This window comes from Microvirgula aerodenitrificans DSM 15089 (assembly GCF_000620105.1).
GTDB lineage: Bacteria > Pseudomonadota > Gammaproteobacteria > Burkholderiales > Aquaspirillaceae > Microvirgula > Microvirgula aerodenitrificans.
On record NZ_JHVK01000020.1, the window covers coordinates 31,376 to 55,282 of the forward strand.

Annotated in this window: 22 protein-coding genes; 8 read left to right on the forward strand and 14 right to left on the reverse strand. The window is 64.1% G+C overall.

Annotated features, from left to right (window positions below):
* Positions 1–348 precede the first annotated feature (348 nt).
* The gene (locus Q352_RS0114800; RefSeq protein ID WP_028500013.1) at positions 349–1,728 is read left to right on the forward strand and encodes a D-2-hydroxyglutarate dehydrogenase; all 1,380 of its coding nucleotides are present in this window, start codon (positions 349–351) and stop codon (positions 1,726–1,728) included.
* Positions 1,729–1,851: 123 nt separating this feature from the next.
* Here Q352_RS0114800 and Q352_RS21355 read toward each other — a convergent pair whose 3' ends face one another.
* The 4 genes from Q352_RS21355 to Q352_RS0114820 all read right to left on the reverse strand — a co-directional run bounded on the left by Q352_RS21355 (position 1,852) and on the right by Q352_RS0114820 (position 5,087).
* Positions 1,852–2,529 (reverse strand): amino acid ABC transporter permease, encoded by a 678-nt coding sequence (locus Q352_RS21355; RefSeq protein WP_051528996.1) that lies wholly within the window; start codon positions 2,527–2,529, stop codon positions 1,852–1,854.
* The gene (locus tag Q352_RS0114810) at positions 2,526–3,275 is read right to left on the reverse strand and encodes an amino acid ABC transporter permease (protein WP_028500014.1); all 750 of its coding nucleotides are present in this window, start codon (positions 3,273–3,275) and stop codon (positions 2,526–2,528) included. The genes Q352_RS21355 and Q352_RS0114810 overlap by 4 nt, the downstream gene beginning before the upstream one ends.
* Before the next feature lie 117 nt (positions 3,276–3,392).
* Entirely contained in the window at positions 3,393–4,208 is an 816-nt protein-coding gene (locus Q352_RS0114815) for an ABC transporter substrate-binding protein (protein ID WP_028500015.1), read from the reverse strand.
* Between the two features lie 276 nt (positions 4,209–4,484).
* On the reverse strand, positions 4,485–5,087 hold the full coding sequence (locus Q352_RS0114820; protein WP_028500016.1) for an FMN-dependent NADH-azoreductase: 603 nt from the start codon (positions 5,085–5,087) through the stop codon (positions 4,485–4,487).
* Positions 5,088–5,250: 163 nt separating this feature from the next.
* On the opposite strand from Q352_RS0114820, the gene mscL reads away from it, so the two are divergent.
* The 4 genes from mscL (at position 5,251) to serS (ending at position 8,773) form a co-directional block, all read left to right on the forward strand.
* On the forward strand, positions 5,251–5,703 hold the full coding sequence (gene mscL / locus Q352_RS0114825; RefSeq protein WP_028500017.1) for a large-conductance mechanosensitive channel protein MscL: 453 nt from the start codon (positions 5,251–5,253) through the stop codon (positions 5,701–5,703).
* Between the two features lie 176 nt (positions 5,704–5,879).
* The gene (locus tag Q352_RS0114835) at positions 5,880–6,809 is read left to right on the forward strand and encodes a DMT family transporter (RefSeq protein WP_028500018.1); all 930 of its coding nucleotides are present in this window, start codon (positions 5,880–5,882) and stop codon (positions 6,807–6,809) included.
* A 65-nt stretch (positions 6,810–6,874) separates the two neighbouring features.
* A complete protein-coding gene (locus Q352_RS0114840) occupies positions 6,875–7,333 on the forward strand; it encodes an acyl-CoA thioesterase (RefSeq protein WP_028500019.1) in 459 nt (152 codons plus the stop codon).
* A gap of 159 nt (positions 7,334–7,492) precedes the next feature.
* Positions 7,493–8,773, forward strand: a complete 1,281-nt coding sequence (gene serS, locus Q352_RS0114845) for a serine--tRNA ligase (protein ID WP_028500020.1) — start codon at positions 7,493–7,495, stop codon at positions 8,771–8,773.
* A 60-nt stretch (positions 8,774–8,833) separates the two neighbouring features.
* On the opposite strand, the gene Q352_RS0114850 is transcribed toward serS, so the two are convergent.
* On the reverse strand, positions 8,834–11,389 hold the full coding sequence (locus Q352_RS0114850; protein ID WP_028500021.1) for an EAL domain-containing protein: 2,556 nt from the start codon (positions 11,387–11,389) through the stop codon (positions 8,834–8,836).
* Between the two features lie 208 nt (positions 11,390–11,597).
* Positions 11,598–12,212, reverse strand: coding sequence for a polyhydroxyalkanoate synthesis repressor PhaR (gene phaR, locus Q352_RS0114855; protein ID WP_028500022.1), 615 nt, complete (start codon positions 12,210–12,212; stop codon positions 11,598–11,600).
* A gap of 350 nt (positions 12,213–12,562) precedes the next feature.
* Between phaR and Q352_RS0114860 the strand changes: the two genes are divergently transcribed.
* Together Q352_RS0114860 and Q352_RS0114865 are read left to right on the forward strand one after the other, a co-directional pair.
* Positions 12,563–13,120, forward strand: coding sequence for a phasin family protein (locus Q352_RS0114860; RefSeq protein ID WP_028500023.1), 558 nt, complete (start codon positions 12,563–12,565; stop codon positions 13,118–13,120).
* Positions 13,121–13,272: 152 nt separating this feature from the next.
* Entirely contained in the window at positions 13,273–14,412 is a 1,140-nt protein-coding gene (locus Q352_RS0114865) for a M14 family metallopeptidase (RefSeq protein WP_028500024.1), read from the forward strand.
* Between the two features lie 52 nt (positions 14,413–14,464).
* Here the strand turns inward: Q352_RS0114865 and miaA are convergent, their stop codons facing one another.
* The 3 genes from miaA to tpx are packed head-to-tail and all read right to left on the reverse strand — an operon-like array spanning position 14,465 to position 16,450.
* Positions 14,465–15,400 carry a tRNA (adenosine(37)-N6)-dimethylallyltransferase MiaA gene (gene miaA / locus Q352_RS0114870; RefSeq protein ID WP_028500025.1) on the reverse strand — a complete coding sequence of 312 codons (936 nt, stop codon included), beginning with the start codon at positions 15,398–15,400 and terminating at the stop codon, positions 14,465–14,467.
* A gap of 55 nt (positions 15,401–15,455) precedes the next feature.
* The gene (locus Q352_RS0114875) at positions 15,456–15,893 is read right to left on the reverse strand and encodes a MarR family winged helix-turn-helix transcriptional regulator (RefSeq protein WP_028500026.1); all 438 of its coding nucleotides are present in this window, start codon (positions 15,891–15,893) and stop codon (positions 15,456–15,458) included.
* A gap of 59 nt (positions 15,894–15,952) precedes the next feature.
* Positions 15,953–16,450, reverse strand: a complete 498-nt coding sequence (gene tpx, locus Q352_RS0114880) for a thiol peroxidase (RefSeq protein WP_028500027.1) — start codon at positions 16,448–16,450, stop codon at positions 15,953–15,955.
* A gap of 282 nt (positions 16,451–16,732) precedes the next feature.
* Here tpx and ribA point away from each other — a divergent pair, with 282 nt between their 5' ends.
* On the forward strand, positions 16,733–17,374 hold the full coding sequence (gene ribA / locus Q352_RS0114885) for a GTP cyclohydrolase II (protein WP_084300239.1): 642 nt from the start codon (positions 16,733–16,735) through the stop codon (positions 17,372–17,374).
* Positions 17,375–17,459: 85 nt separating this feature from the next.
* Here ribA and Q352_RS0114890 read toward each other — a convergent pair whose 3' ends face one another.
* From Q352_RS0114890 to Q352_RS0114910, 5 genes are all read right to left on the reverse strand, one after another.
* Entirely contained in the window at positions 17,460–18,002 is a 543-nt protein-coding gene (locus Q352_RS0114890) for a hypoxanthine-guanine phosphoribosyltransferase (RefSeq protein ID WP_028500029.1), read from the reverse strand.
* Between the two features lie 116 nt (positions 18,003–18,118).
* Positions 18,119–18,982, reverse strand: a complete 864-nt coding sequence (gene galU / locus Q352_RS0114895) for a UTP--glucose-1-phosphate uridylyltransferase GalU (RefSeq protein ID WP_028500030.1) — start codon at positions 18,980–18,982, stop codon at positions 18,119–18,121.
* Between the two features lie 139 nt (positions 18,983–19,121).
* The gene (locus Q352_RS0114900) at positions 19,122–20,285 is read right to left on the reverse strand and encodes a pyridoxal phosphate-dependent aminotransferase (protein ID WP_028500031.1); all 1,164 of its coding nucleotides are present in this window, start codon (positions 20,283–20,285) and stop codon (positions 19,122–19,124) included.
* Between the two features lie 246 nt (positions 20,286–20,531).
* Entirely contained in the window at positions 20,532–22,604 is a 2,073-nt protein-coding gene (gene ligA, locus Q352_RS0114905) for an NAD-dependent DNA ligase LigA (RefSeq protein ID WP_028500032.1), read from the reverse strand.
* The gene (locus Q352_RS0114910) at positions 22,601–23,902 is read right to left on the reverse strand and encodes a cell division protein ZipA C-terminal FtsZ-binding domain-containing protein (RefSeq protein WP_028500033.1); all 1,302 of its coding nucleotides are present in this window, start codon (positions 23,900–23,902) and stop codon (positions 22,601–22,603) included. The genes ligA and Q352_RS0114910 overlap by 4 nt, the downstream gene beginning before the upstream one ends.
* Positions 23,903–23,907: the final 5 nt, after the last annotated feature.

The following is a 23,907-nucleotide window of genomic DNA, read 5'->3' on the forward strand; positions in this document are numbered from 1 at the left end:
CCCGTCCGGAAACGCCGGCCGCTGCCGACGCCGCAAAGCCGGCACCACGCAGTCGCAAGCCGGCCACGCCGCCTGCCGCCGCTCCGGCGACGGAGACGCCGCCAGCCAGGCCTGCACGGGCGCCGCGCACGCGTACGGCCCAACCGGCCACGCCGCCGGCCGATGCCGCACCGGCCGAGCCGGCAGCCAAGCCGCCGCGCTCACGGACCCGCCGCAAGGCAGGTTGACCGTGTAAGCCGATCGAACAGACCCTGCCACAAGGCAGGGTCTGTTTGTTTGGGCGTTTTCTCCACGCGCGTCCCGTGCCATGATCACCAGCCAAACCCTTCACCCTCAGCGAGCTTCGCCATGACTGCCCCTGCCGCCCTGACCGCCCTGTTTGGCGACCGATGCCGGACCGATGCCGATACCCTGACCGAATACGGCCGGGACTGGACCCGCTATACCGAGCCGGCCGCGTCGGCGGTGGTGTTCCCGACCTCGCGCGATGAACTGGTCGAGCTGGTGAAACTGGCCAATCGCGACCGGCTGGCCCTGGTGCCGTCCGGCGGCCGGACCGGCCTGTCAGGCGGCGCATGCGCCACGGCGGGCGAGGTGGTGGTCTCGATGGAAAAGATGGACCGGCTGCTCGATTTCAACCAGACCGACCGGCTGATCACGGTCGAGGCCGGCATGGTGACCGAGGTGCTGCAGCAGCACGCGCTGGAACGGGAGCTGTACTTCCCGGTCGATTTCGCCTCGCGCGGTTCGAGCCGGATCGGCGGCAATATCGCCACCAATGCCGGCGGCATCAAGGTGGTGCGCTACGGCATGTTCCGCGACTGGGTCGCCGGACTGACCGTGGTCACCGGTGCCGGCGAAGTGCTGGAACTGAACCACGGACTGGAAAAGAACAATACCGGCTATGACTTCCGCCATCTGTTCGTCGGCAGTGAAGGCACACTGGGCTTTGTCGTCGATGCCACGCTGAAGCTGGCGCGGCGGCCAAAGGAGCTGGCGGTGATGCTGCTGGCCGTACCGCAGCTCAGCGATGTGATGGAGGTCTTCAACCGGTTCCGTCGCGATATCGACCTGTCCGCATTCGAGTTTTTCTCCGACCAGGCGCTGCGTCATGTCGAGGCACGCGGGCTGGTGGCCAGCCCGTTTGCCGAGCGCGAGAACTACTACGTGGTGCTGGAGTTCGAGCGGATTGCCGACAGTGCGGAAACCATGGCACTGGACGCATTCGAGTCACTGCTGGAAAACGGTTTCGTCACCGATGGCGTGCTGGCGCAGTCGGAAACCCAGGCCGCACAGCTGTGGCGCCTGCGTGAGGACATCAGCGAGTCGATCACGCCGCGCACGCCGTACAAGAACGACATTGCCGTGCGCCCGTCGCAGGTGCCGGCGTTCGTGGCTGAACTCGATGCGCTGCTGGCCCGGGAGTACCCGGATTTCGAGGTGGTCTGGTTCGGGCATATCGGTGACGGCAACCTGCACATCAATGTGCTGCGCCCGCTGGACATGGACATTGCCGCGTTCAAGTCCGCCTGCGAGCAGGTCAATACCCGGGTATTCGGGCTACTGCAGCGTTACCGGGGCAGCATGTCGGCCGAGCATGGCGTCGGGCTGCTGAAACGGCAGTACCTGGACATCAGCCGCAGCGAGGCCGAGATTGCGCTGATGCGGCGGGTCAAGGCCGCATTCGATCCCAACGGCGTGATGAATCCCGGCAAGCTTGTTGCCTAAATTTTGCACCGCCGGATCGATGGCGTTATGAAACAGCGACTTGTCTGAGTTGTCCACAGCTTGCCGACAGGGGAATCCACCTGGATTGGGGATGTCCACAGCCTGCCGGCCGCTGTGGACAACTCAGATGGCGCTGCGACGGCCCAGCCGGGCGGCGGCCAGATCCAGTGCCGTGCACAGTACGAAATACATCAGCCCGACGCACAGGAAAATCTCCAGCGGGTAGACCATCAGCTGGTTGTTGACCTGGGTGGCGACATAGGTCAGCTCGCTGACGCCGACGATATAGGCCAGCGACGTATCCTTGATCAGCGAGATCCACTGGTTGACGAACGACGGCAGCATCATGCGCAGCGCCTGCGGCAGCACGATCAGCCGCAGCACCTGCCAGCGGGTCAGCCCGGACGACTGACCGGCTTCCCACTGGCCGCGCGGGATGGCATGGATGCCGGCCTGCACGCCATGGGCGAGATAGGCGCCGCCGATCAGTGCCAGCGCGCACACCACGGTGCCGATTTCCGGCACGTCGAGGCCGAACACGATCGGCAGCAGGAAATACACCCAGAAAATCAGCATCAGCACCGGAATGGCGCGGAAGAAGCCGATGATGGTGCTGATCAGCACATTGAGGCCGCCCCGGCTCATGGCCAGCACAATGCCGCCGGCGATGCCGAGCAGCGATGCCGCCACCCCGGCATACGCGCTGAGCAGCAGGGTCAGCGCCATGCCGCCCAGCGGGCCATCCGGGAAATTGCCCCACAGCAGATAGTCGAAGTGATCGCCAATCACGGCCCAGTTCATCGCAGTTCTCCGGTCAGGCGACGGTTGCGGTTGCGCAGCTCGCGCGACAGCACCTCAAGCACGGCGATGATGCCGATGTAGAACAGCGTCGCCACACCGAAGGCCTGGAAGGTCTTCAGCGTTTCGGTTTCGACCTGGCGCGACGCGTACGACAGCTCGGCCAGACCGATGGCCATGGTCAGCGAGCTGTTTTTCACCACATTCATGTACTGGCCGAACAGCGGCGGCTGGGCGATGCGCAGCGCCTGCGGCAGGATGACGAAGCGCCATACCTGCCACGGTTTCAGGCCCTGCGCGGTGGCGGCCTCGAACTGGCCGCGCGCCACGCCGCGGATGCCGGCGCGGAGTTCCTCGGCGATGAACGCTGACGAATACAGCGTCAGGCCGAGCAGACCGGCGAGAAATTCGAACGATGGCCAGCCCAGCGACAGCGTGCCCAGTTGCGCCAGCACATGCGGGCTGTTGAGCCAGTTCATTGCCGCTTCCGGCAGCAGGCTGGCGGCACCGAAATACCAGAACAGCAGTTGCACCAGCAGCGGGGTATTGCGGAACAGGGTCAGCCAGGCGATGGCAGGCAGCCGCAGCAGCCACAGCGGGCTGGCGCGCAGCGCGGCGAGCACCAGGCCGAGTGCGGTGGCGGCGATGACCACCAGCAGCGACAGCCACAGGGTGACAGCGACGCCCTGGGCCAGCCAGCCGAAGTAATGGGGTTCCAGCCAGTCGATATGAAGCAGGGACGATTGCATGATGGAAAAACCGCAGAGTACCAAGCAAAAAAGCCCGACCGGCCATGTCGGCCAGTCGGGACGGAACGGGTGAGGGCAGTCGACCGGGCTGCGTTTCAGCAGGCCGGGGACTGGCGATCAGACCTTGCTGCCGATCTTGAAGTCGCCGCGCGGCAGGTAGGCCGGGCTTTTCGGGCCGAACCACTTGTCGTAGATCTTCGTCGCCTTGCCGGATTTTTCCAGATCGAGCAGCGTATCGTTGACGACCTTGACCAGACGGTCTTCGCCCTTCGGGATGCCGATGCCCTGGTATTCGCGGGTCAGTGCGAACGGCGACACCTCGAACTGCGACTTGATCTGTGCCGGCGTATTGGCCAGCAGGCCGATCAGCTTGGCGTCATCCTGGGTGATGGCCTGGACATTGCCCTGGCGCAGGGCGGCGAAGGCCAGCGGGGTGTCGTCATACGAAACCACCTTCACCGTCGGGTACTTTTCCCGCAGGGTGATTTCCTGCACCGTGCCCTTGTCGGCGCCGACGCGGACCTTCTTGATATCGTCGGGCTGCTTCAGCACGCCCTTTCTGGCGATGAACTTCTGGCCGGTGGCAAAGTACGGGATGCTGAAGTCGACCTGCTTGCTGCGCTCGTCGGTAATGGTGAAGTTGGCGGCGATCAGGTCGACCTTGTTCGACGTCAGCAGCGGAATGCGGTTGGCCGGGTTGGTCGGGCGCAGCTCCAGCTTGACGCCGAGCTTTTGCGCCAGGGCCTGGGCGACGTCGACATCGAGGCCGACGATCTGGCGGGTCTTGGCATCAATGGAACCGAACGGCGGGTTGCTGTCGAACACGCCAACCTTCAGCACACCGGCCTTCTTGATGTCGTCGAGTTTGTCGGCCTGGGCATGCCCGGCCAGCGCGGCCAGTGCAGCGGCCAGCAGCAGAATGCGGCTTTTCATCTTCAAATCCCCTTGAGCGGCTGGGCTCACGGCGGTAGCCGTAGCCCGGAAACAGGTGTTGTGCGGGTTGACATGCCTGCGTGCCGGCCATCGTCGTGATCTGCGGCGGGACGGCATCGGGATGTCATGGCGCTCATCCTACTGCCACCAGACTCAGATGAAGAAATTATATTAAATCATCTTCATATATTAAATTTATATATGCGATCCGGGCGGGAGCGAAAAATGAAAAACCCTGCCGATCGGCAGGGTTCTGACTGGCCGGGCGCGGCGGTATCAGTCGGCAACCAGCTCGGCAATGCGGCTGGCGGCTTCGGCTTCGGCCTTGGCGCGCAGCTCGTCACCCATGTTCAGGCCTTCGGCGTAAACGAATTCCACCGACTTCAGACCGATAAAGCCGAGGAAATCCTTCAGGTAGCCGGTCTGGGTGTCGTGCGGCGTGCCCTGATACAGGCCGCCACGGGCCGCGAACACGGTCACCGGCTTGTCGGCGAGCAGGCCGACCGGGCCGGTCGGGGTGTACTTGAAGGTTACGCCGGCACGGGCGATCCAGTCGAAATACGCCTTCAGCGTCGACGGAATGCCGAAGTTGTACATCGGCACCGCCAGCACGATGGCGTCAGCGGCCTGGAGTTCGGCGACCAGTGCATCCGAACGGGCGATCAGCGCCTGCTGTTCCGCCGTGCGTTGTTCAGCCGGTGTGAAGAAGGCACCCAGCACGTTGCCATCGATGTGCGGCAGGGCGTCGGTGGCGAGATCGCGGGTGACGACCTTCAGCTCCGGCTGCACGGCGCGCAGGGCAGTGATGTAATTGTCGGCAAGACGGGTGGATTCGCTGACCTGGCCGCGGGCACTGCTGGTGATCTTCAGGACGTTCATGATCGTTTCTCCTCGGGGGATTCGGTTGACAGTCAGGATTCTACGAGCTGCAGCGCAAGTTCATAGTGGTATGTTCTGAGTGTTTCATTCAGTTTTTCTGAATTGACGTACCATGTCACTGGTCTGCTAAAAACACGACATCAAACAGATACGGGAATCAGGGATGCTGAAGGAATTCAAGGAATTTGCCATGCGTGGCAATGTCATCGACCTGGCCGTCGGTGTGGTGATCGGTGGTGCGTTCGGTTCCATCGTCAAGTCGCTGGTCGACGATGTGATCATGCCGCCGATCGGCCTGCTGGTCGGCAAGGTCGATTTTGCCAACCTGTTCATCACGCTGAAGGAAGGCGCCACGCCGGGGCCGTATGCCAGCGTTGCTGCCGCCAAGGCCGCCGGTGCCGTCACGCTGAACGCCGGGTTGTTCATCAATGCGGTGGTCAGCTTCACCATCGTGGCCTTTGCCGTGTTCATGCTGGTCAAGGCACTGAACAAGCTGAAGCGCGAACAGGCCGGGCCGGCAGCGGAAGCGCCGACGACCAAGGAATGCAGATACTGCCTGTCCGCCGTGCCGCTGAAGGCGACCCGCTGCCCTTGCTGCACGTCACAACTCGACTGAACCGGCGTTGACGCTGGCCCGGGCGACGGCGTAGCCTGTGCCGGTCCCCCTCCATTCACGAACGAACGGCCTGCTGCGTTGCAGGCCGTTCGCTATCCTGTTGCCCTGCAAATGCCACCGACTCCGCCGTGCCCGTTCTGTCCTGTTCCCCGTCATTGTCATGCCGGAGGACGGTCATGAACGGCATCCTGTCGGGCCGCGCCGCCCAGCTGGCCCTGCTGCTCGGGCTGTGGCTGGTGTGGGGCTACTCGTGGATCATGACCAAGACCGGGCTGATGCATATCAGCCCGATGGGGCTGGCCGTCGGGCGTTCGCTGTTTGCGCTGGCCTCGCTGCTGGTGGTCCTGCTGCTGACGCGACGTTCGCTGACGCCTCCACCATTTCGCGACATGCTGGCCATCGGCCTGACCCAGAACACCGGTTTCTATGCACTGTCCAACCTGGCGCTGCTGGCCGGCGGCGCCGGCAAGGTCTCGGTGCTGTGCTACACCATGCCGTTCTGGACCCTGCTGTTCGCCCGGGTGTTCCTTGGCGAGCAGGTGCGGGGGCTGCAGTGGATCGGGGTCATGCTGGCGCTGTCCGGGCTGATCTGCATTCTCGAGCCATGGGCACTGGAGGCGGACAGCGTGTCCAACTGGCTGGCGATAGCCGCCGGCATGAGCTGGGCGGTCAGCGTGATCCTGCTCAAGCGCTTCCGCGCCCGCCATCCGGGCGCCGATCCGATCAATCTGACCTTCTGGCAGATGGTATGGGGCACGCTGCCGCTGGTCGTGCTGTGGCTGCTGGTGCCGAACCGGCCGGTCGACTGGGGCATGCCGCTGCTGATGGCGCTGCTGTTCCTCGGCGTGCTGGGCGGCGGCCTGGGCTGGCTGGTGTGGGCGCTGCTGCTGGGCCGGCTGTCAGCCGGGACGGCCAGCCTGAACATCCTGGCCATTCCCGGTGTGGCGGTGTTCCTGGCCTGGCTGCAGCTCGGTGAGGTGCCCGATTTTGCCGAGTCCATCGGCATGGGGCTGATCGCCTGCGCACTGGCGGTGCTGGCAGCGGTGACCATGTTCAACGAGCGCCGGCTGAAGCGTCAGCTGCGGGCGAGAACCCCTGTCGCCTGACGGCGGTATTGGGCAAACGGCAGAAAACGGGCAGACTGCCCTGATTCTCCCTCCTGGCGCCGAACATGAACGAAGACAACCGCAAACTCTCGATGACCGTGCTGATGACGCCGGACATGGCCAATTTTTCCGGCAATGTGCATGGCGGCACGATCCTGAAGCTGCTCGACCAGGTCGCTTACGCCTGCTCGGCGCGTTATGCCGGGCAGTATGTGGTGACGCTGTCGGTTGACCAGGTGACGTTCAAGCAGCCGATCCATGTCGGTGAGCTGGTGTCGTTTCTGGCCTCGGTGAATTTCGTCGGCCGCACGTCGATGGAAATCGGCATCAAGGTCGTGGCCGAGAATATCCACAGCCGGGTGGTGCGCCATACCAACAGCTGTTATTTCAGCATGGTTGCAGTCGATGCCGATGGCCATCCGGTCACCATCGAACCGTTCACGCCGGACAACGACGAGGAGCGCGCACGCTGGGCCGCCGCCGAGCGCCGCCGTGCCGCGCGCAAGGCGCTGGCCGCGCACTGAGCGGCTGCAACGCCCGCGTCCTGTTAGAATTCCCCCTGAACGACCGAAAACCGGTCGGATGTTTTTCCCCGATGGCGCCCGCGTGGCGGGCCGCCGTGGGTCCGCACCAGACATTTGAAACCCATTGGGGCGTGTGCCCCCTATCCGGATCCGATTCTCATGCTCGATATCCAGTTACTCCGAAACAACACCGACGACGTGGCCGCGCGGCTGGCGACGCGCGGTTTCGAATTCGACGCCGCCGCCTTCACCGCGCTGGAAAACGAGCGCAAGTCGCTGCAGACCCGCACCCAGGATCTGCAGGCGCGCCGCAACGCGCTGTCCAAGCAGGTCGGCGAAGCCAAGCGCAATGGCGCCGACGCCAGCGCCGTGCTGGCCGAAGTGGCCGGGCTGGGCGACGAGCTCAAGGCGAATGAAACAGCGCTGGAAGCGCTGCAGGGCAAGCTGCAGACCCTGCTGCTCGGCATCCCCAACCTGCCGGATGCCTCGGTGCCGGTCGGCCGCGACGAAAGCGAGAACGTCGAGATGCGCCGGGTTGGCGTGCCGCGCACCTTCGACTTCGAGGTCAAGGACCATGTCGACGTCGGCGCGGCGCTCGGCCTCGACTTCGAGACCGCCGCCAAGCTGTCCGGCGCGCGCTTTGCCGTGCTGAAGGGACAGATGGCCCGGCTGCACCGGGCGCTGGCCCAGTTCATGCTGGACACGCATACCGAACGCCATGGCTATACCGAGGTCTACACGCCGTACATGGTCAATGCCGACAGTCTGCAGGGCACCGGCCAGTTGCCGAAGTTCGAGGAAGACCTGTTCCGCATTCCGCGCGGCGATGAAAACTTCTACCTGATCCCGACCGCCGAAGTGCCGGTGACCAATATGGTCCGTGGCGACCTGCTGAAGGCCTCGGACCTGCCGCTGCGCTTTGCCGCCCATACGCCGTGTTTCCGCAGCGAGGCCGGCAGCTATGGCCGCGATACGCGCGGCATGATCCGTCAGCACCAGTTCGACAAGGTAGAGATGGTGCAGATCGTCCGCCCGGAAACCTCGATGCAGGCGCTGGAGCAGCTGACCGGTCACGCCGAGGAGATTCTCAAGGCGCTGGAACTGCCGTACCGCGTCATCACGCTGTGCACCGGCGACACCGGTTTCAGCAGCTGCAAGACCTATGACATCGAAGTGTGGCTGCCGGCGCAGAACACCTACCGCGAAATCTCCAGCTGCTCGAACATGTGGGATTTCCAGGCGCGTCGCATGCAGACCCGGTTCAAGGACGAGAACGGCAAGAACCAGTTCGTGCACACGCTGAACGGTTCCGGCCTGGCCGTTGGCCGGACGCTGGTCGCGGTGCTGGAAAACTACCAGAACGCCGACGGATCGGTCACGGTGCCGGTCGCGCTGCGGCCGTACCTGCGCGGGCTGGAAAAGCTCGAACCGCAAGCGTAATTGCCAGGCGAAAAAACAGCCGGTGTTGTCGACAGCACCGGCCGTTTTCATTGGCAGCGCTTAACCGTGGTGGTGGTGCGGTGCATCCGGGTTGCCCCAGGCGCGCAGCGCCTGGCTCTCGACCAGCAGATCGTCCATCTCCTGCACCGGGACCGGCCGGCTGAACAGGAAACCCTGACCGTAGGTGCAGCCGTTCTCGCGCAGGAAACGGAACTGCTCCTCGTGCTCGATGCCTTCGGCGATCGGCTCCAGACCGAGCGTGTGCGCCATTGACGTGATGGCGACGACGATGGCCGCGTCGTCCGGGTCCTCGTGCAGGTTCTGGATAAAGGCGCGGTCGATCTTCAGTACGTCGATTGGCAGCCGTTTCAGGTAGGCAAGCGACGAGTAGCCGGTACCGAAATCGTCGATGGCGAGCCGTACCCCCAGCGCTTTCAGGCTGGCCAGCGTGCGTCCCACTTCATGGGTATTGTCCATGGCCACCGATTCGGTGATCTCGAGTTCGAGCCACGAGGCGGGCAGGTTGCTGGTTTCGAGGATATTGCGCACTGTCTCGACGATATTCGGCTGGCGGATCTGCTTGCCGGACAGGTTGACCGCGATCGGGCCGGGCAGCAGGCCCTGCGCCAGCCAGGTCTGCGCCTGCTGGCAGGCATTGGCCAGTACCCATTCGCCGATGGCCAGAATCTGGTTGCTGTCTTCGGCCACCGGAATGAAACGGGTCGGCGGCACGGCACCCAGTTCGGCATTGTTCCAGCGCAGCAGGACTTCCATGCCGCACAGCGTCTCGGTATCGAGCCGGTATTTGGGCTGGTAGAACAGGCTGAGTTCCTGCCGCTCGATCGCGCGGTGCAGACCGGACTCTATCTGCATGCGCGATACCGTCTCCGCGTTCATGTCGGTGGTAAAGAACTCGAAAGTGTTCTTGCCGCTTTCCTTGGCCCGGTACATCGCGGTATCGGCGTTCATCAGCAGCACGTCGGCGTCTTCGCCGTCGCTGGGATAGATGGCGATGCCGATCGACGTGGTGGCGAAAATTTCCTGGTTTTCCAGCTCCAGCGGACTGATCAGTGCGTCGACCAGTTTCTGGGCGACCCGGGCAACATGGCGCACGTCCTGCACGTCCTCGACAATGACGGTGAATTCGTCACCGCCGAGCCGGGCGACGGTGTCGCTCTCGCGCAGCGTGGCGGTCAGCCGCTCGGCCACGGCGCACAGCAGGCGGTCACCCGCCTGGTGGCCGAGGGTGTCGTTGATGATCTTGAACCGGTCCAGGTCGAGAAACATCAGCGCCATCTGCTTCTGGTTGCGCCGGGTGCTGGTGATCGAGGCACTGAGCCGTTCCATGAACAGCGTGCGGTTCGGCAGCCCGGTCAGCGAGTCGTGGTTGGCCAGGTAGTGCAGCCGTTCTTCATTCAGCTTGCGCTGGGTAATGTCGGTGAAAATGCCGGCAAAATGGGTGTAGACACCCTGTTCGTTGCTGATGCCGGTGATGGTCAGGTGCTCGTGGTAATTCCTGCCATCCTTGCGGCGGTTGACGATCTCGCCCTGCCAGAAGCCGTTTTCCTGCAGGCTGGTCCACATGTGACGATAGAACGAGTCCGATTGCCGGCCGGAACTGAGCACCTTCGGCGTCTTGCCGACCACATCGTCCTGGGTCCAGCCGGTAATGCGGGAAAAGGCCGGGTTGACCGACTCGATGATGCCGGCGGCGTTGGTGATCAGGATGCCTTCCAGCGTCGACTCGAACACCTTGTGCGCAAGGCGCTGGTTCTGGCGCGAGGCATTCAGCGCTTCGTCGCGTTCCTTCAGCGCCGAGTGCAGCTCCTGCATGTATTCGTGTTCGATCTGCGCCAGGATGTCGGCAAAACCGACCAGTCCGCGCAGTTGCTCGTTGTCGTCGAGGACGCCGAGGTGGCGAACCCGGTGCTCGGACATCATCTTGCGTGCCGAGTACAGGCTGGTGTGCTGGCGGAGGGTTTGCAGCGGGCGGCTGGCCAGCTCGCCGGCGGCGGTCTGTGCCTGTTCCTTGATCACCAGCCGGAGCACGTCACGCTGGGTCAGGATGCCCGGCTCGCCGCCATCGTCGTAGTCGACGATCACCGCGTCCTGGCGCTCCTGGCGCATCTGCCTGGCCACTTCGGCCAGTGGCAGGGAATGGGCGACCCGCAGCGGCGGGCGCAGCGGGATGGTGCCGATTTCCTTCAGCTGCAGAAAGAATTCGGCTCCCTGGTTCAGTACCACATCGGTTTGCGACAGCACGCCGCGGTAGCGGTTGTCATCGTCGATCACCAGATAGTGGCGGATATTGTGATGACGGAAGTAGACGGCGGCTTCGCTGAAGGTGATGTTGTGCGGCAGGGTCTTGACCGGGCTCGACATGACCGACGAGATCGGGTGGGACAGGGCATGGGGATCCAGCAGGTCGAGGCGCAATACATCGGCTTCCGTCCAGATGCCGACCGCTTCACCATTTTCGTTCGTCACCAGGATGGATCCGCAGACCGCTTCGCGCATGCGTCTGGCCGCTTCGGCGATGGTGGTTTCCGGTCGACAGGTGAGCAGTTCCGGCGTGACTATCTTGCCGATGGTGCGCTGGGCGTCGATGGTGGTCACCTCGAGTGATAACGATGGATCAAGCAACAAATTATACAAGTCTTGCTGGGTCATTTGATAACAGTGTCATTGTTTTTGACTGCGCGCAATCCATTATCCGGCCGTGGTGACGCAGGCGAAGAAAAACCCCTGCATCGAGGGGTGATGTCCTGCTGGTCTGTGCGGCATCGGGCCTTTCCGGCCCGGTCCGTTTCGCGTCGAGGACGGGCTACTTGCTGCTTTCCTTGCTGCCGCTGTCGGGCCGGGTATCGGCCGGTGCTCCCTCGGCCGGCTTGTCTCCATCGGCCGGGTAGGCCGGGAAGCTGAAACCGGTGAACAGCTGCTTGGTGCGTTCCTGCATCTGGTTCTGCATTTCGACGAACAGATTGGTGCTCTGTTCCAGATAATTGGTCATCATGTTCTGCGCCGCCGGGCCCTGGAACTTCATGAAATCGGCCCACAGGTTCTTGCTCTGCGTCATCGGGCTGTCGCTCATCATCTGCCGGGTCTGGTCCTGCAGCTTGCCCTGCATCTGCGAGAACAGCTCCAGGTTCTTTTCCAGGTAACCGCCCATCAGCCCCTGCATCGCGTTGCCGTAGAAGCGGATCAGCCGGGTCAGCACATCGTAGGTGAACAGCGGCGCGCCGGACGATTCCTCTTCGAGGATGATCTGCAGCAGCACACTGCGGGTGATGTCGTCCTGGGACTTGGCGTCGATCACCTGCACGTCAACGTTCTCGACAACCAGTTGCTTGACGTCCTCGAGCGTGATGTAGGAACTGGTCGCGGTGTCGTACAGACGGCGGTTCGGGTACTTCTTGATAACCCGTTTCTCGCTGCTCATGGTTTATCTCCGGCTGTTATTGGGTTTTTGTCGCCTTGCCCGGCGGCTGGGACAGGCGCTCGTTGTCTCGTCCGACGCCATCATAGCGGCGCGACCACGTTGGCGGTAGGTTTTTGCCGCGATGCGCCATCCGACGAGATATTTTTTTCGCATTGCGGATGAATGAAACAGAAATCTCCGCCGGAGGGGGTGGAGCGCAAGTTCTTCATCATAAAAAGATAATTATTGATGTCCAACAATCTGATTTGTTGACTATGCCAAATTCGACTTCTAGAATTCCCCTGCATGTTGCAGAGCACAATTGAGTGCCGCCCCCCCTTTACGCGCACTCTACATTAGGAGAAATGTAAATGTTCAATCAGGAAGAACTCAGCAAAGCCCACTTCAACCAGTTTGAATCGCTGCTGCGCCTCGCTCATATCTCGCTGGCCGGCGTCGAACGCATCGTTCGTCTGCAACTGGATGCTTCGCGCCAGTCGCTGGAAGAAAACGGCAAGCTGGTTCGCGAACTGAGCCAGACCACCGACCCGCAGCAGGCTGCCCAGCAACTGAACAAGGTGACGGCATCGGCCGTCGAGCAGGTGGTCAACCACTCGCGCAACCTGTACGAAGTGGTGTCGGAAGTCCAGACCGAAGTCGCCCGCCTGACCGAAGAGCAGATCGGCCAGTACAACAAGTCGCTGATCAGCACCATCGACACGCTGGCCAAGAACGCCCCGGCCGGCAGTGACAGCGCCATCAATGCCGTCAAGTCCGGCATCGCCGCCTCGGCCGCCGCCGTCAACAGCCTGACCAAGGCCGCGCAGCAGGTTTCCGATTTTGCCGGTTCCAGCGTCAAGGCAGCGACCACCGCGACCGCCGACGCCGTCAAGAGCAATGCCAAGAAGGCGACCAGCAGCCAGGTCTGACCGCCTGACGGCAGTTAACGCCTCACCGCATTGAAGAATTGCCCCTGCCGGCCGGCCGGGGCAATTCCTTGTCGGCTCTCAGGGTTTTGGTTGCGTGCCGGCAGGGCTACAATGGCGGCTTCAGTCTTCCAGCCGACCTATCGCACGACGCCATGAAAATCAGCACACAGTTCGACTCCGGCAGTATCGAAGTCGTCAGCGCGGAGCGCTTTGACGATATTCAGCTCAAGATTCGCGCCGACAATGCATCGGAATTCACTCAGTGGTTCCACTTTCGTCTGCAGGGTGCGGCCTACCAGCCCTGTGTGATGCGCTTCCTCAATACCGGGGAAACCGCCTATCCGGCCGGCTGGGAAGACTACAACCTGTGCGCGTCGTACGACCGCGTCAACTGGTTCCGCGTGCCGGCCAGCTACGACGGCAACATCATGACCGTCGAGCACACACCGCTGGCCAACAGCGTGTACTACGCCTACTTCGAGCCGTATGGCTGGGAACGCCACCTCGACCTGATCGGCGAGGCGCAGGGTTCCGGCCTCTGCCAGGTTACCGACCTCGGCACCACCATCGATGGCCGCGACATCAACCTGCTGACGGTCGGGCATGAGGTGTCGTCCGACCTGAAGATCTGGGTCATCGCCCGCCAGCACCCGGGCGAAACCATGGCCGAATGGTTTGCCGAAGGCCTGCTGCGCCGTCTGCTCGACTGGCAGGATCCGATTTCGCGCATCCTGCTCGAACATGCCACCTTCTACATCGTTCCGAACATGAACCCGGACGGCTCGGTGCGCGGCAATCTGCGCACCAATGCCGCCGGTGCCAACCTGAATCGCGAGTGGCTGTCGCCCAGCCTGGAACGCAGCCCCGAGGTGTACTGCGTACAGGCCAAGATGCGCGAAACCGGCGTCGACCTGTTCCTCGACATCCATGGTGACGAGGCGATACCGTACGTGTTCGTCGCCGGCACCGAGGGCGTGCCGGGCTACAGCGAGCGCATCGCCGAGCTGGAATCCGCCTTCAAGCACCATCTGGAACTGGCCAGCCCGGACTTCCAGGACGAGCAGGGCTACGACAAGGACAAGCCGGGCGAAGCCAATCTGTCGATGGCGACAGCCTGGGTCGGCCATACTTTCGACTGCCTGGCCTATACGCTGGAAATGCCGTTCAAGGACAACGCCAACCTGCCGGATGACGATTATGGCTGGAACGGTCAGCGCAGCCTGCGCCTCGGCGAGGCGATGCTGAACCCGATCTACGCCGTACTCGAACGCCTGCGCGCCCAGCAGCGCTGATCTGCGGGATGGCGCAAACGCCCCGGCCGCGGCTTCGCGGCCGGGGCGTTGTTCATTCTGCGAGGAAGCGGGCGACCGCCGCGCTGGCCGGTTCGAGCAGCGGCTGCTGGCAATCCAGCCGGAGCAGGTCGGGCATCGAGCGCATCCAGGTCAGCTGGCGCTTGGCCAGCTGGCGGGTGGCGGCCACGCCCTGCTCGACAAAGGTGCGCTGGTCGCACTGGCCGTCGAGCAGCGACCAGGCCTGGCGGTAGCCGACGCAGCGGATCGACGGCAGATCGGCATGCAGGCCCGGATACTTGCTCCGCAGTGCGCGCACCTCGTCGAGAAAACCCGCTTCCAGCATCATCTGAAAACGCCGCTCGATGCGCTCGTGCAGCCAGGCGCGCTCCTGCGGCCACAGTGCCAGTTTCAGCACATCGTACGGCAGCGCTTCGCCCTGGCTTTGCTGATGGAAGGCCGACATCGGCGTACCGCTGATGCGCCAGACCTCCAGCGCACGCTGCAGGCGCTGGCTGTCGTTCGGCGCCAGTCGTGCGGCCGTGACCGGGTCGACGGCCGCCAGTTCGGCGTGGATGGCCGGCCAGCCGTGCAATGCCGCCTGATGGTCGATTTCGGCGCGGATCGCGGCATCAGCCTGCGGCAGGTCGGACAGGCCGGCACTCAGCGCGCGGTAATACAGCATGGTGCCGCCGACCAGCAGCGGAATGCGGCCGCGCGCGACGATATCGTCCATCAGCGCGCGCGCATCGCTGGCAAACCGGGCTGCCGAATAGCTGTCCAGCGGTGACAGGATGTCGATCAGATGATGCGGGGCCTGGCGCAGTTCGTCGGCGGTCGGCTTGGCAGTGCCGATATCCATGTCCCGGTAGATCAGCGCCGAGTCGACGCTGATCAGTTCCAGCGGAAACCGTGCCTGCAGCGAGATGGCGAGACCGGTCTTGCCGCTGGCGGTCGGGCCGACAAGAAACAGGGCTTTGGGGCGGGGCATGGGCAGTATCAAATGACGGAGAAGGCGCGAAGGGTAGCAGAAGCGCCGGCCACGCTCACCCCGGCGGGGCGGCCAGCGTAGCCAGTAGCGCCTGCAATTGCGCACGAAGCGTCGTGAACTCCGCCGGCGTCATCGACAGCTGGCACAGCATGGCCTCCGGAACCGACACGGCGCGCTGCTTCAGCGCCCAGCCGGCCTTTGTCAGGGAGATCATCACCCGCCGCTCGTCTTCCTCGGCGCGCTGGCGGGCAATCAGCCCCTGCGCCGCCAGCCGTTTCAGCAGCGGCGTCAGCGTGCCACTGTCCAGATACAGCAGACGACCCAGTTCACCGACGGTTCTGGGCGCGTCTTCCCACAGCACCAGCATGACCAGATACTGTGGATAAGTCAGCCCGAGCGCTTCCAGCAACGGACGGTAGCGCCGCGTCAGCAGATTGCTGGCGGCGTACAGCGGGAAGCACAGTTGCTGGTCCAGTCTGAGCGGGTCGGTCATCGGTCTCTTCATTGGGGCGTTCCGGCCACAGCGGGGGCTGCGGCCGGAATGGCACGGGATTACAACACGGCGAGGGCGGCGCTGTAATCCGGTTCCTGGCCGATTTCGGCCACCAGTTCGGCATGCAGTACCTTGTCATGCTCGTCGAGGACCACGACCGCACGCGCTGCCAGGCTGGCCAGCGGCCCGGACGACTGCAGCACGCCGTAGTGAGCGAGGAACTCGCCGCCACGCAGTGTCGACAGTGTGACCACATTGTCGATGCCTTCGGCGCCGCAGAAGCGTTTCTGCGCGAACGGCAGGTCGGCCGAGATGCACAGCACCACCGTGTTGTTCAGTGCGGCCGCTTTTTCATTGAACTTGCGGACCGACATGGCGCAGGTCGGGGTGTCGACACTCGGGAAAATGTTCAGGATCTTGCGCTTGCCGGCGAACTGGCTCAACGGCACATCGGCCAGATCGGCGCCGACCAGCGTGAAAGCCGGGGCCGTGCTGCCCGGGGCCGGCAGCGTGCCGGTGACGTCGATCGGGGTGCCGCGAAGCGTAACGGTGGCCATGGTGAGACTCCTGTTCAGGTCGGGAAGGGAAACACGGGATGTGATGGCCTTTATCATAGGTCGTTAAATTGTATTGTGCAAAATATAATTTTGAGCAATACAATTCGTGAAAGCACAGCCAGTCTGATGATATCGATCGATATTTTCGTTCTAATCACGACTAAAACGACGTGTACACTGGGAACCCGATCCACCCCGCGGGCGGTGGAGGATTGCCGTCACGCCCGTTGCTGATGGATGATGCGCGGCTCGCATGCCGCGTTACAGTAAGGAAGAAACAACATGTCATTGATGCCACCCGACTCCGCCGTTGCGCCCGGGACCCGCGCGTTGCGGGTCGAGGCGGTTGGCAGCGCCAGGCTGCCGACTGCACACGGGGAGTTCGTTGCGCACGCGTTCCGGGACCGCAGCAGCGGCATCGAACACCTTGCGCTGACCATGGGGTCGCCCTCCGGCGACGGCGTGCTGGCGCGGATGCACTCGGAGTGCCTGACCGGGGACGTGCTCGGTTCGCGCCGCTGCGATTGCGGCGAGCAACTGGATCTGGCGCTGCAGCGCATTGCCGAACAGGGGTGCGGTGTATTGCTGTACCTGCGCGGCCAGGAAGGGCGCGGGATCGGCATCGGGCACAAGATCCAGGCCTATGCGCTGCAGGACAGCGGGCTGGATACCGTGGCGGCCAATGTGGCGCTCGGCCTGCCGGTCGACGCGCGACGCTACGATTTTGCCGCCGACATACTGCGCCTGCTGGGCGTGCGATCGGTACGGCTGATGAGCAACAACCCGGACAAGAAGGTCGCCCTCGAAGCGGCCGGCATCCCGGTGACCGAACTGCTGCTGCACGCCGTGCCGCAGCACGCCGACAACCGGGCCTATCTGCAGACCAAGCGCACCCGGATGGGACACCTGCTCGACCCGGCATGACAGCCGCCGCGGAGGGCTGTCGCCCTCCGGGAGCTGCAATCAGTCGGGCCTGTACCGACGCCACTCAGGCCGTCGGTGCCCCCGGTTATTTCAGCGCATAAATGGCCGGCAGGTTGCGCCAGGCGCCGCGGACGTCCATGCCGTAACCGAACACATAGCGGTTCGGCACGTCGATACCGACAAAATCGGCCTTGATCGGCTTCGGCTTGTCGATCAGCTTGTTGGCGAACACGCCGCTGTAGAACGCCTTTGCACCCATTTCCATCACTTTTTCGCGGATGGCGGCCATGGTTTCGCCTTCGTCGAGGATGTCGTCCAGCACCAGCACCACCCGGTCGCGCACGTCTTCCTTCGGCGCGGTGCGCCAGGTGATGGCGCCGCCCTGGGTCTTGTCGCCGTAACGGCTGACGTGCACATAGTCGAAGTCGAGCGGGAATTGCAGACGCGGCAGCAGCTGGCCGGTAAACACCACGGCGCCACCCATCACGGACAGCACCAGCGGGTATTCGTCGCCCAGCAGCGCGGTGATTTCGGTCGCCATGCGGTCGACGGCGACGCTGACTTCTTCCGCCGTGAACAGCACGTCGGCGCTATTGAGCAAGCCACGGGCAGCGGCAACATTGGGCATGATCGGTTCCTTGAACAATATGGGGTAGGGCAAGGGAACGGAAACGGCGAAGCCGCTTCGCGAAGGAAGCGGCCTGGTCGATGACGGTTCCCCGCCGGTCGGACGCGATTCTAGCGTTATTTGCGCCCGGCCAGCCAGTTGTCGAACGCGGCGCCGACTTCCGGGTGCTTGAGTGCGAAATCCACCGTCGCTTTCAGATAGCCGAGCTTGGAGCCGCAGTCATAGCGGACGCCGCTCAGCGCCAGTGCGTGTACCGGCTCGTCGCGCATCAGCAGGTCGATGCCGTCGGTCAGCTGGATCTCGCCGCCGGCGCCGGGCTTGATCGCCCGCAGCTTGTCGAAAATGGCCGGGGTCAGGATATAGCGGCCGACCACGGCCAGATCGGACGGCGCATCCTGCGGCTTCGGCTTCTCGACGATGCTGGTCACGCGCTGCAGGCCGTTCTCGTCGCGTACTTCGACGATGCCGTAGGAGCCGGTTTCGCTGCGCGGTACGCGCTCGACGCCCAGCACTGAGCTGCCGGTGGTCTGGTAGCAGGAAATCATTTCTGCCATGGCGCCATTCGGCATGTCGATCAGGTCGTCGGCCAGGATGACCGCGAACGGCTCGTCGCCGACCGCCGGTCGTGCGCACAGCACGGCGTGACCGAGCCCCAGCGCTTCGGCCTGGCGGATATACACGCAGGATACATTCTTCGGCAGGATGTCCTGCACCGTGTCGAGCAGCACATGCTTGTTGCGCAGCTCCAGTTCGTTTTCCAGCTCGTAGGCCTTGTCGAAATGGTCCTCGATGGCGCGCTTGTTGCGCCCGGTAATGAACACCAGCTCGGTAATGCCTGCGGCGACCGCTTCCTCGACGGCATACTGGATCAGGGGCTTGTCCACCACTGGCAGCATTTCTTTCGGGCTGGCCTTGGTGGCGGGCAGAAAACGGGTGCCCATGCCGGCGACGGGGAATACGGCTTTACGGATCGGTTTCATGAAAAGTCTTCGTATGGTGGGATGCAGTGCAGCGTTTCCCGGCGCAAGGCGGGATCGGTCGACATAGTACCAGTGCCATAAAGCAAATCGGAGCCGGTGCTTGCACCAGGCTCCGATTTTTTCTGCTGCAGTCAGACGCTCAGACCAGCCCGTCGCGCCGCATGCCGTCCAGTACCTTGACGAAGGCGCGCATTTCCTCCGGGGTGCCGATGGTCAGGCGGTTCCAGCCATCGGTATGGTCGAACAGCCGTCCGACCAGAACGTGGCGCTTTTTCATCTCGGCCTGATAGGCGGTGGTGCTGCCCTTGATCCGGTGCATGATGAAGTTGGCCTGCGACGGCATGTAGTCGAGGTGCAGGCGCTTGAAGGCGTCGACGGCGATGGCCCGACCCTGCGCGGTCGAGGCCAGGCTGTGCCGGATCCATGCCGCATCTTCCAGCGAGGCGCGGGCGGTGGCGGCGCCGGCCAGGTTGATATTGTCGATCGAGATGTGCGCATCGTACTGGGCGATGGTGTCCGGATGGGCGAAGGCATAGCCGACGCGGACCCCGGCCAGACCGAAGACCTTGGAGCAGGTGCGCAGCACGATCACGTTTTTCCTGCCCTGTTTGACCCACTTGATCGCGCTCTGGTAACGCGGGTCGGTCACGTACTCGTGGTAGGCCTCGTCGACGATGAAGGTCACGCGATCCGGCGCGCTGGCGATCCACTTGTCGATCACGGCCGCCGGGGTGATGGTGGCGGTCGGGTTGTTCGGATTGCACAGATAGATGGTGCTCGGGCCCGGGTGGGCATCGGCGGCGGCACGCATGCCGGCAATGTCGAGCACATGATCGCGGGTCAGGCCGACCTTGACCGTTTTCAGACCCATGGCTTTGGCGTGGACCTCGGCGTTGTTGAAGGTCGGATCGGCGACCACCAACTGGGCATTCGGCGTCAGCGCTGCGTTCAGGACGGCGGTGTGGATCAGTTCGGACGAGCCGTTGCCGAGGATCACCTGCTTGTCGCTCAGCCCGTTGAGGCGGGCAATGGTGGCGACCAGCGCTTCGCGCGCGTCGTCCGGATAGCGGCATGACTGGCCGGGCAGCACGGCCGCCAGCGCCTGTTTGGCGCGCGGCGACATGCCCAGCGAGTTCTCGTTGAAATTCAGTCGCAGCGGCGTGTCGGCCGACGGAATGAATACCGCCGGGCTGTCATTGGCGGCCGGGGCCGCCGTTGCCGGGGTCTGCGCCACGGCTCGCGACCCCAGGGCGGCGAGGCCGACCAGCAAACCGGACGACTTGAGCAAAGTGCGACGATCCATGATGACTCCCATGAAGGTTTGATAAAAGCGGGTACGCAGGCAGTGACACTGCATTGCCATTGATATTACGGAGCGGGTCGTCGCATTTGCTGGGTCACATCAAGGAAACCCCGGTCTGGCCACGAATGGTAATCAGGGGTCGCATTGCCGCAACCGTCATGCTGGCCAGATAGGCGAGGCAAATAAAAACGCCTGCAAGATATGTCTTGCAGGTGTTTTTGAGGGGGCCGGAGACGGAAAAGCGTCCTATGACCCAAGCAGTGCCAGCAGCCCGTCCTGGTCGAGAATGGCCACGCCGAGCGCCTGTGCCTTGTCCAGCTTGCTGCCCGCCGCGTCGCCGGCGACCACATAGTCGGTCTTTTTCGACACGCTGCCGGCCACCTTGCCGCCGGCGGCCTCGATGCGTGCCTTGGCGTCATCGCGGGTCAGGGTGGGCAGGGTGCCGGTCAGCACGAAGGTCTTGCCGGCCACGCCGTCGACGTAGCTGTCCGTGGTGGCTGCGACCTGCGGCCAGTCGACGCCAAGCGCGCACAGGTCGGTGACGACGTCGCGGTTATGCGACTCGGCGAAGAAGTCGACGATCGAGCGCGCGACGATCGGGCCGACATCCGGCACCGCGACCAGCGCGGTCTCGTCGGCGGCCATCAGCGCATCCAGGGTGCCGAAGTGGCGCGCGAGATCGCGCGCGGTCGATTCGCCGACATTGCGGATGCCGAGCGCGTAGATAAAGCGCTCGAAACGGGTATGGCGGGCGACGTCGATCGCCTGTACCAGGTTCTGCGCGCTCTTGTCGCCCATGCGATCGAGGCCGGCCAGCTGATCGGCCTGCAGCCGGAACAGATCGGCCGGCGTGGTCACCCACTGCTTTTCCACCAGCTGGTCGACCAGTTTTTCGCCCAGGCCCTCGATATCCAGTGCCCGCCGGCTGGCGAAGTGCTGCAGCGCCTGCTTGCGCTGGGCCGAGCAGTACAGTCCGCCAGAACAGCGCGCGATGGCTTCGTCCTCGGCGCGGACGATATGCGAGCCGCAGACCGGGCATTGCGTCGGCATGACGAATTCAGCGGCATCGGCCGGCCGGCGGTCGGCGACGGCGGCCACGACTTCCGGGATCACGTCGCCGGCGCGGCGGACGATCACGGTGTCGCCGATGCGGATGTCCTTGCGCCGGACCTCGTCTTCATTGTGCAGCGTGGCATTGGTCACGGTCACGCCGCCGACGAACACCGGCTGCAGGCGGGCGACCGGGGTCACGGCGCCGGTGCGGCCGACCTGGACCGTGATCGCCTCGACCACGGTCAGTGCTTCCTCGGCCGGAAACTTGTGCGCGATGGCAAAGCGCGGTGCGCGCGACACAAAGCCGAGCTGATGCTGGTCGGCGACGGCATTGACCTTGTACACCACGCCATCGATATCGAACGGCAGCGTGGCGCGCCGTTCGAGAATGGACTCGTACTCGTGGATCAGCGCCTCGACCCCGCACACCACCGTACGCTCGCGGCAGACCGGGAAGCCCAGCTGCTGCAGCCAGTCCATGGTGGCGGAATGGGACGGCGGCGCGTCGGCGCCGTCCGGTTCGACCAGCGAGTAGGCGAAGAAAGCCAGCCGGCGGCTGGCCGTGATGCGGGAATCGAGCTGGCGCAGGCTGCCGGCGGCGGCATTGCGCGGATTGACGAAGACCTTGAGGCCGGCGGCGGCCTGGTCGGCGTTCAGCCGCTCGAAGTCGCGCTTCAGCATCAGCACTTCGCCGCGCACTTCCAGTCGTGCCGGCAACGGTGTGGCAAACAGGTCGGTCGCCGGCGGGGGTGTCAGCCGCAGCGGGATCGACTGCACGGTGCGCAGGTTCTCGGTCACGTTCTCGCCGGTGCTGCCGTCACCACGGGTCGCGCCCTGCACGAACACACCGTCCTCATACACCAGGCTGACGGCCAGACCGTCGAATTTCGGTTCGACTGCGTATTCGACCCGCTCGCGGCCGAGGCCTTCGCGCACGCGGGCGTCGAAGGCCAGCAGCTCGGCATGGCGCTGAGCCGGGTCGTCGGCCTGCATATCGGAAAAGACGTTGTTCAGCGACAGCATCGGTACTGCATGGCGGACTTCGCCGAACGCGGCCAGCGGCAGGCCGCCGACACGCTGACTGGGCGAGTCGGCACTGCGCAGTTCGGGGTGCGCGCGTTCCAGCTCGCACAGTTCGCGGAAGCGCAGATCGTATTCGGCGTCGGGCACGCTGGGCGTGTCGAGCACGTAATACTCGTGATTGTAACGATGCAAAAGCGCGCGCAGCTGGGCTGCGCGCGCGGCAGGTGATGCGGAGAGGGTCATGCGAACAGGCGTAGGGCGGCAATGGAGCCGGGGGCGATGCCGCGGTCATCCATGCGGGAGTGGATCTGGGCCAGCTGCTGGCGGATGACCGCCAGGCTGGCATCGGAAAGCGGGCGACGGGCGTCGTCGACCAGCTCGGCATCGAGCAGCTGCGCCAGCTGGCGCGAGAAGGCGACTGCACGCTCGAACACGTCGGCACTGCCGGCCACGCGCGGCACGTCGAAAACCAGCGAAATGCGGCTGTAGCGCTTTTCCAGCAGGTCCTGCAGCGAGAACGGGCGGTCGTCGCCGCTGGACAGGCAGTACAGGCTGTTGCCGGACTCGGACAGGTAGTGGAAGCGGCCGTCGGCCTCCAGATGCATGCCGTGGGCTTCGGCCAGGCTGCGCAGCTTGGTGCCGTAGAACGGCTTGTGCGCGATCAGGTTCAGGTTGATCAGCACGTCGACATCGGCGCAGAAGCGGTCGAGTTCGCGCGCGGCCGCCAGCGTCGGCTGGCTCTGCGGCAGGGTGACCAGACCGCCATGGTGGGCGGCAAAGTCTTCGACCTGATCAACGAACTGGCCGATCTCGGCTTCGCTGACCGCGCCGCCGCGATCGACCAGTTGCAGGCCGATATGGACGTGGCTGACCGGCGTGGCCGGCGGGGCACCATTGGCGACCAGCCATTCACCCTGGGCACTGCGGGCAATGACCTGAATGCGGCGCTGGGCGTCGATGCGCGGCCAGGCCTGCAGCGTCGCCGCCGGGGAGAAGGCCACCTCGGCGATAAAGTCGAGTGTCGGTTCCAGCATCGACACGATCAGGGCCTGGCGGTCGGCACCGTTGATGGCGCTGACGACCGGCTCGGCATCGAACGACGGTTCCTGCGGGTCTTCCGCGACCAGGGGGGCCGGCTCGTCGGCCAGGTCCGGCAACGGCGATTCCACCTCTTCAGTCTGCGGGACGGCCGGCTGCTGTGCCAGACGCGGCTCGGACGCCTCGTCCAGCTCCGGCAGCGGTGCATCGTCATCGGGCAGGCTGTCGCGCGGGGCTGCGACCGGCTCGGCATCGGTGGCACTGAAGGCGGTCAGCGACTCGCGCGGCGCGTCGTCATCGGCCAGCAGGCTCGGTTCCAGCCGCTCGGCGCTGCCGTCGCGAACCTGGTGGTTCGGCGTGTCCAGTAGCGGGTCGGACTGATTCTGGCGGAACGACTCAGCGGTTTTTCTGCGGAAGCGCTGTTCCTGCCAGACGTTGTAGCCGTACACCACTGCGATCACGGCGACAGCGAGTGCAATGAGGGCATAGTGCAGATCGGTCATGAGTG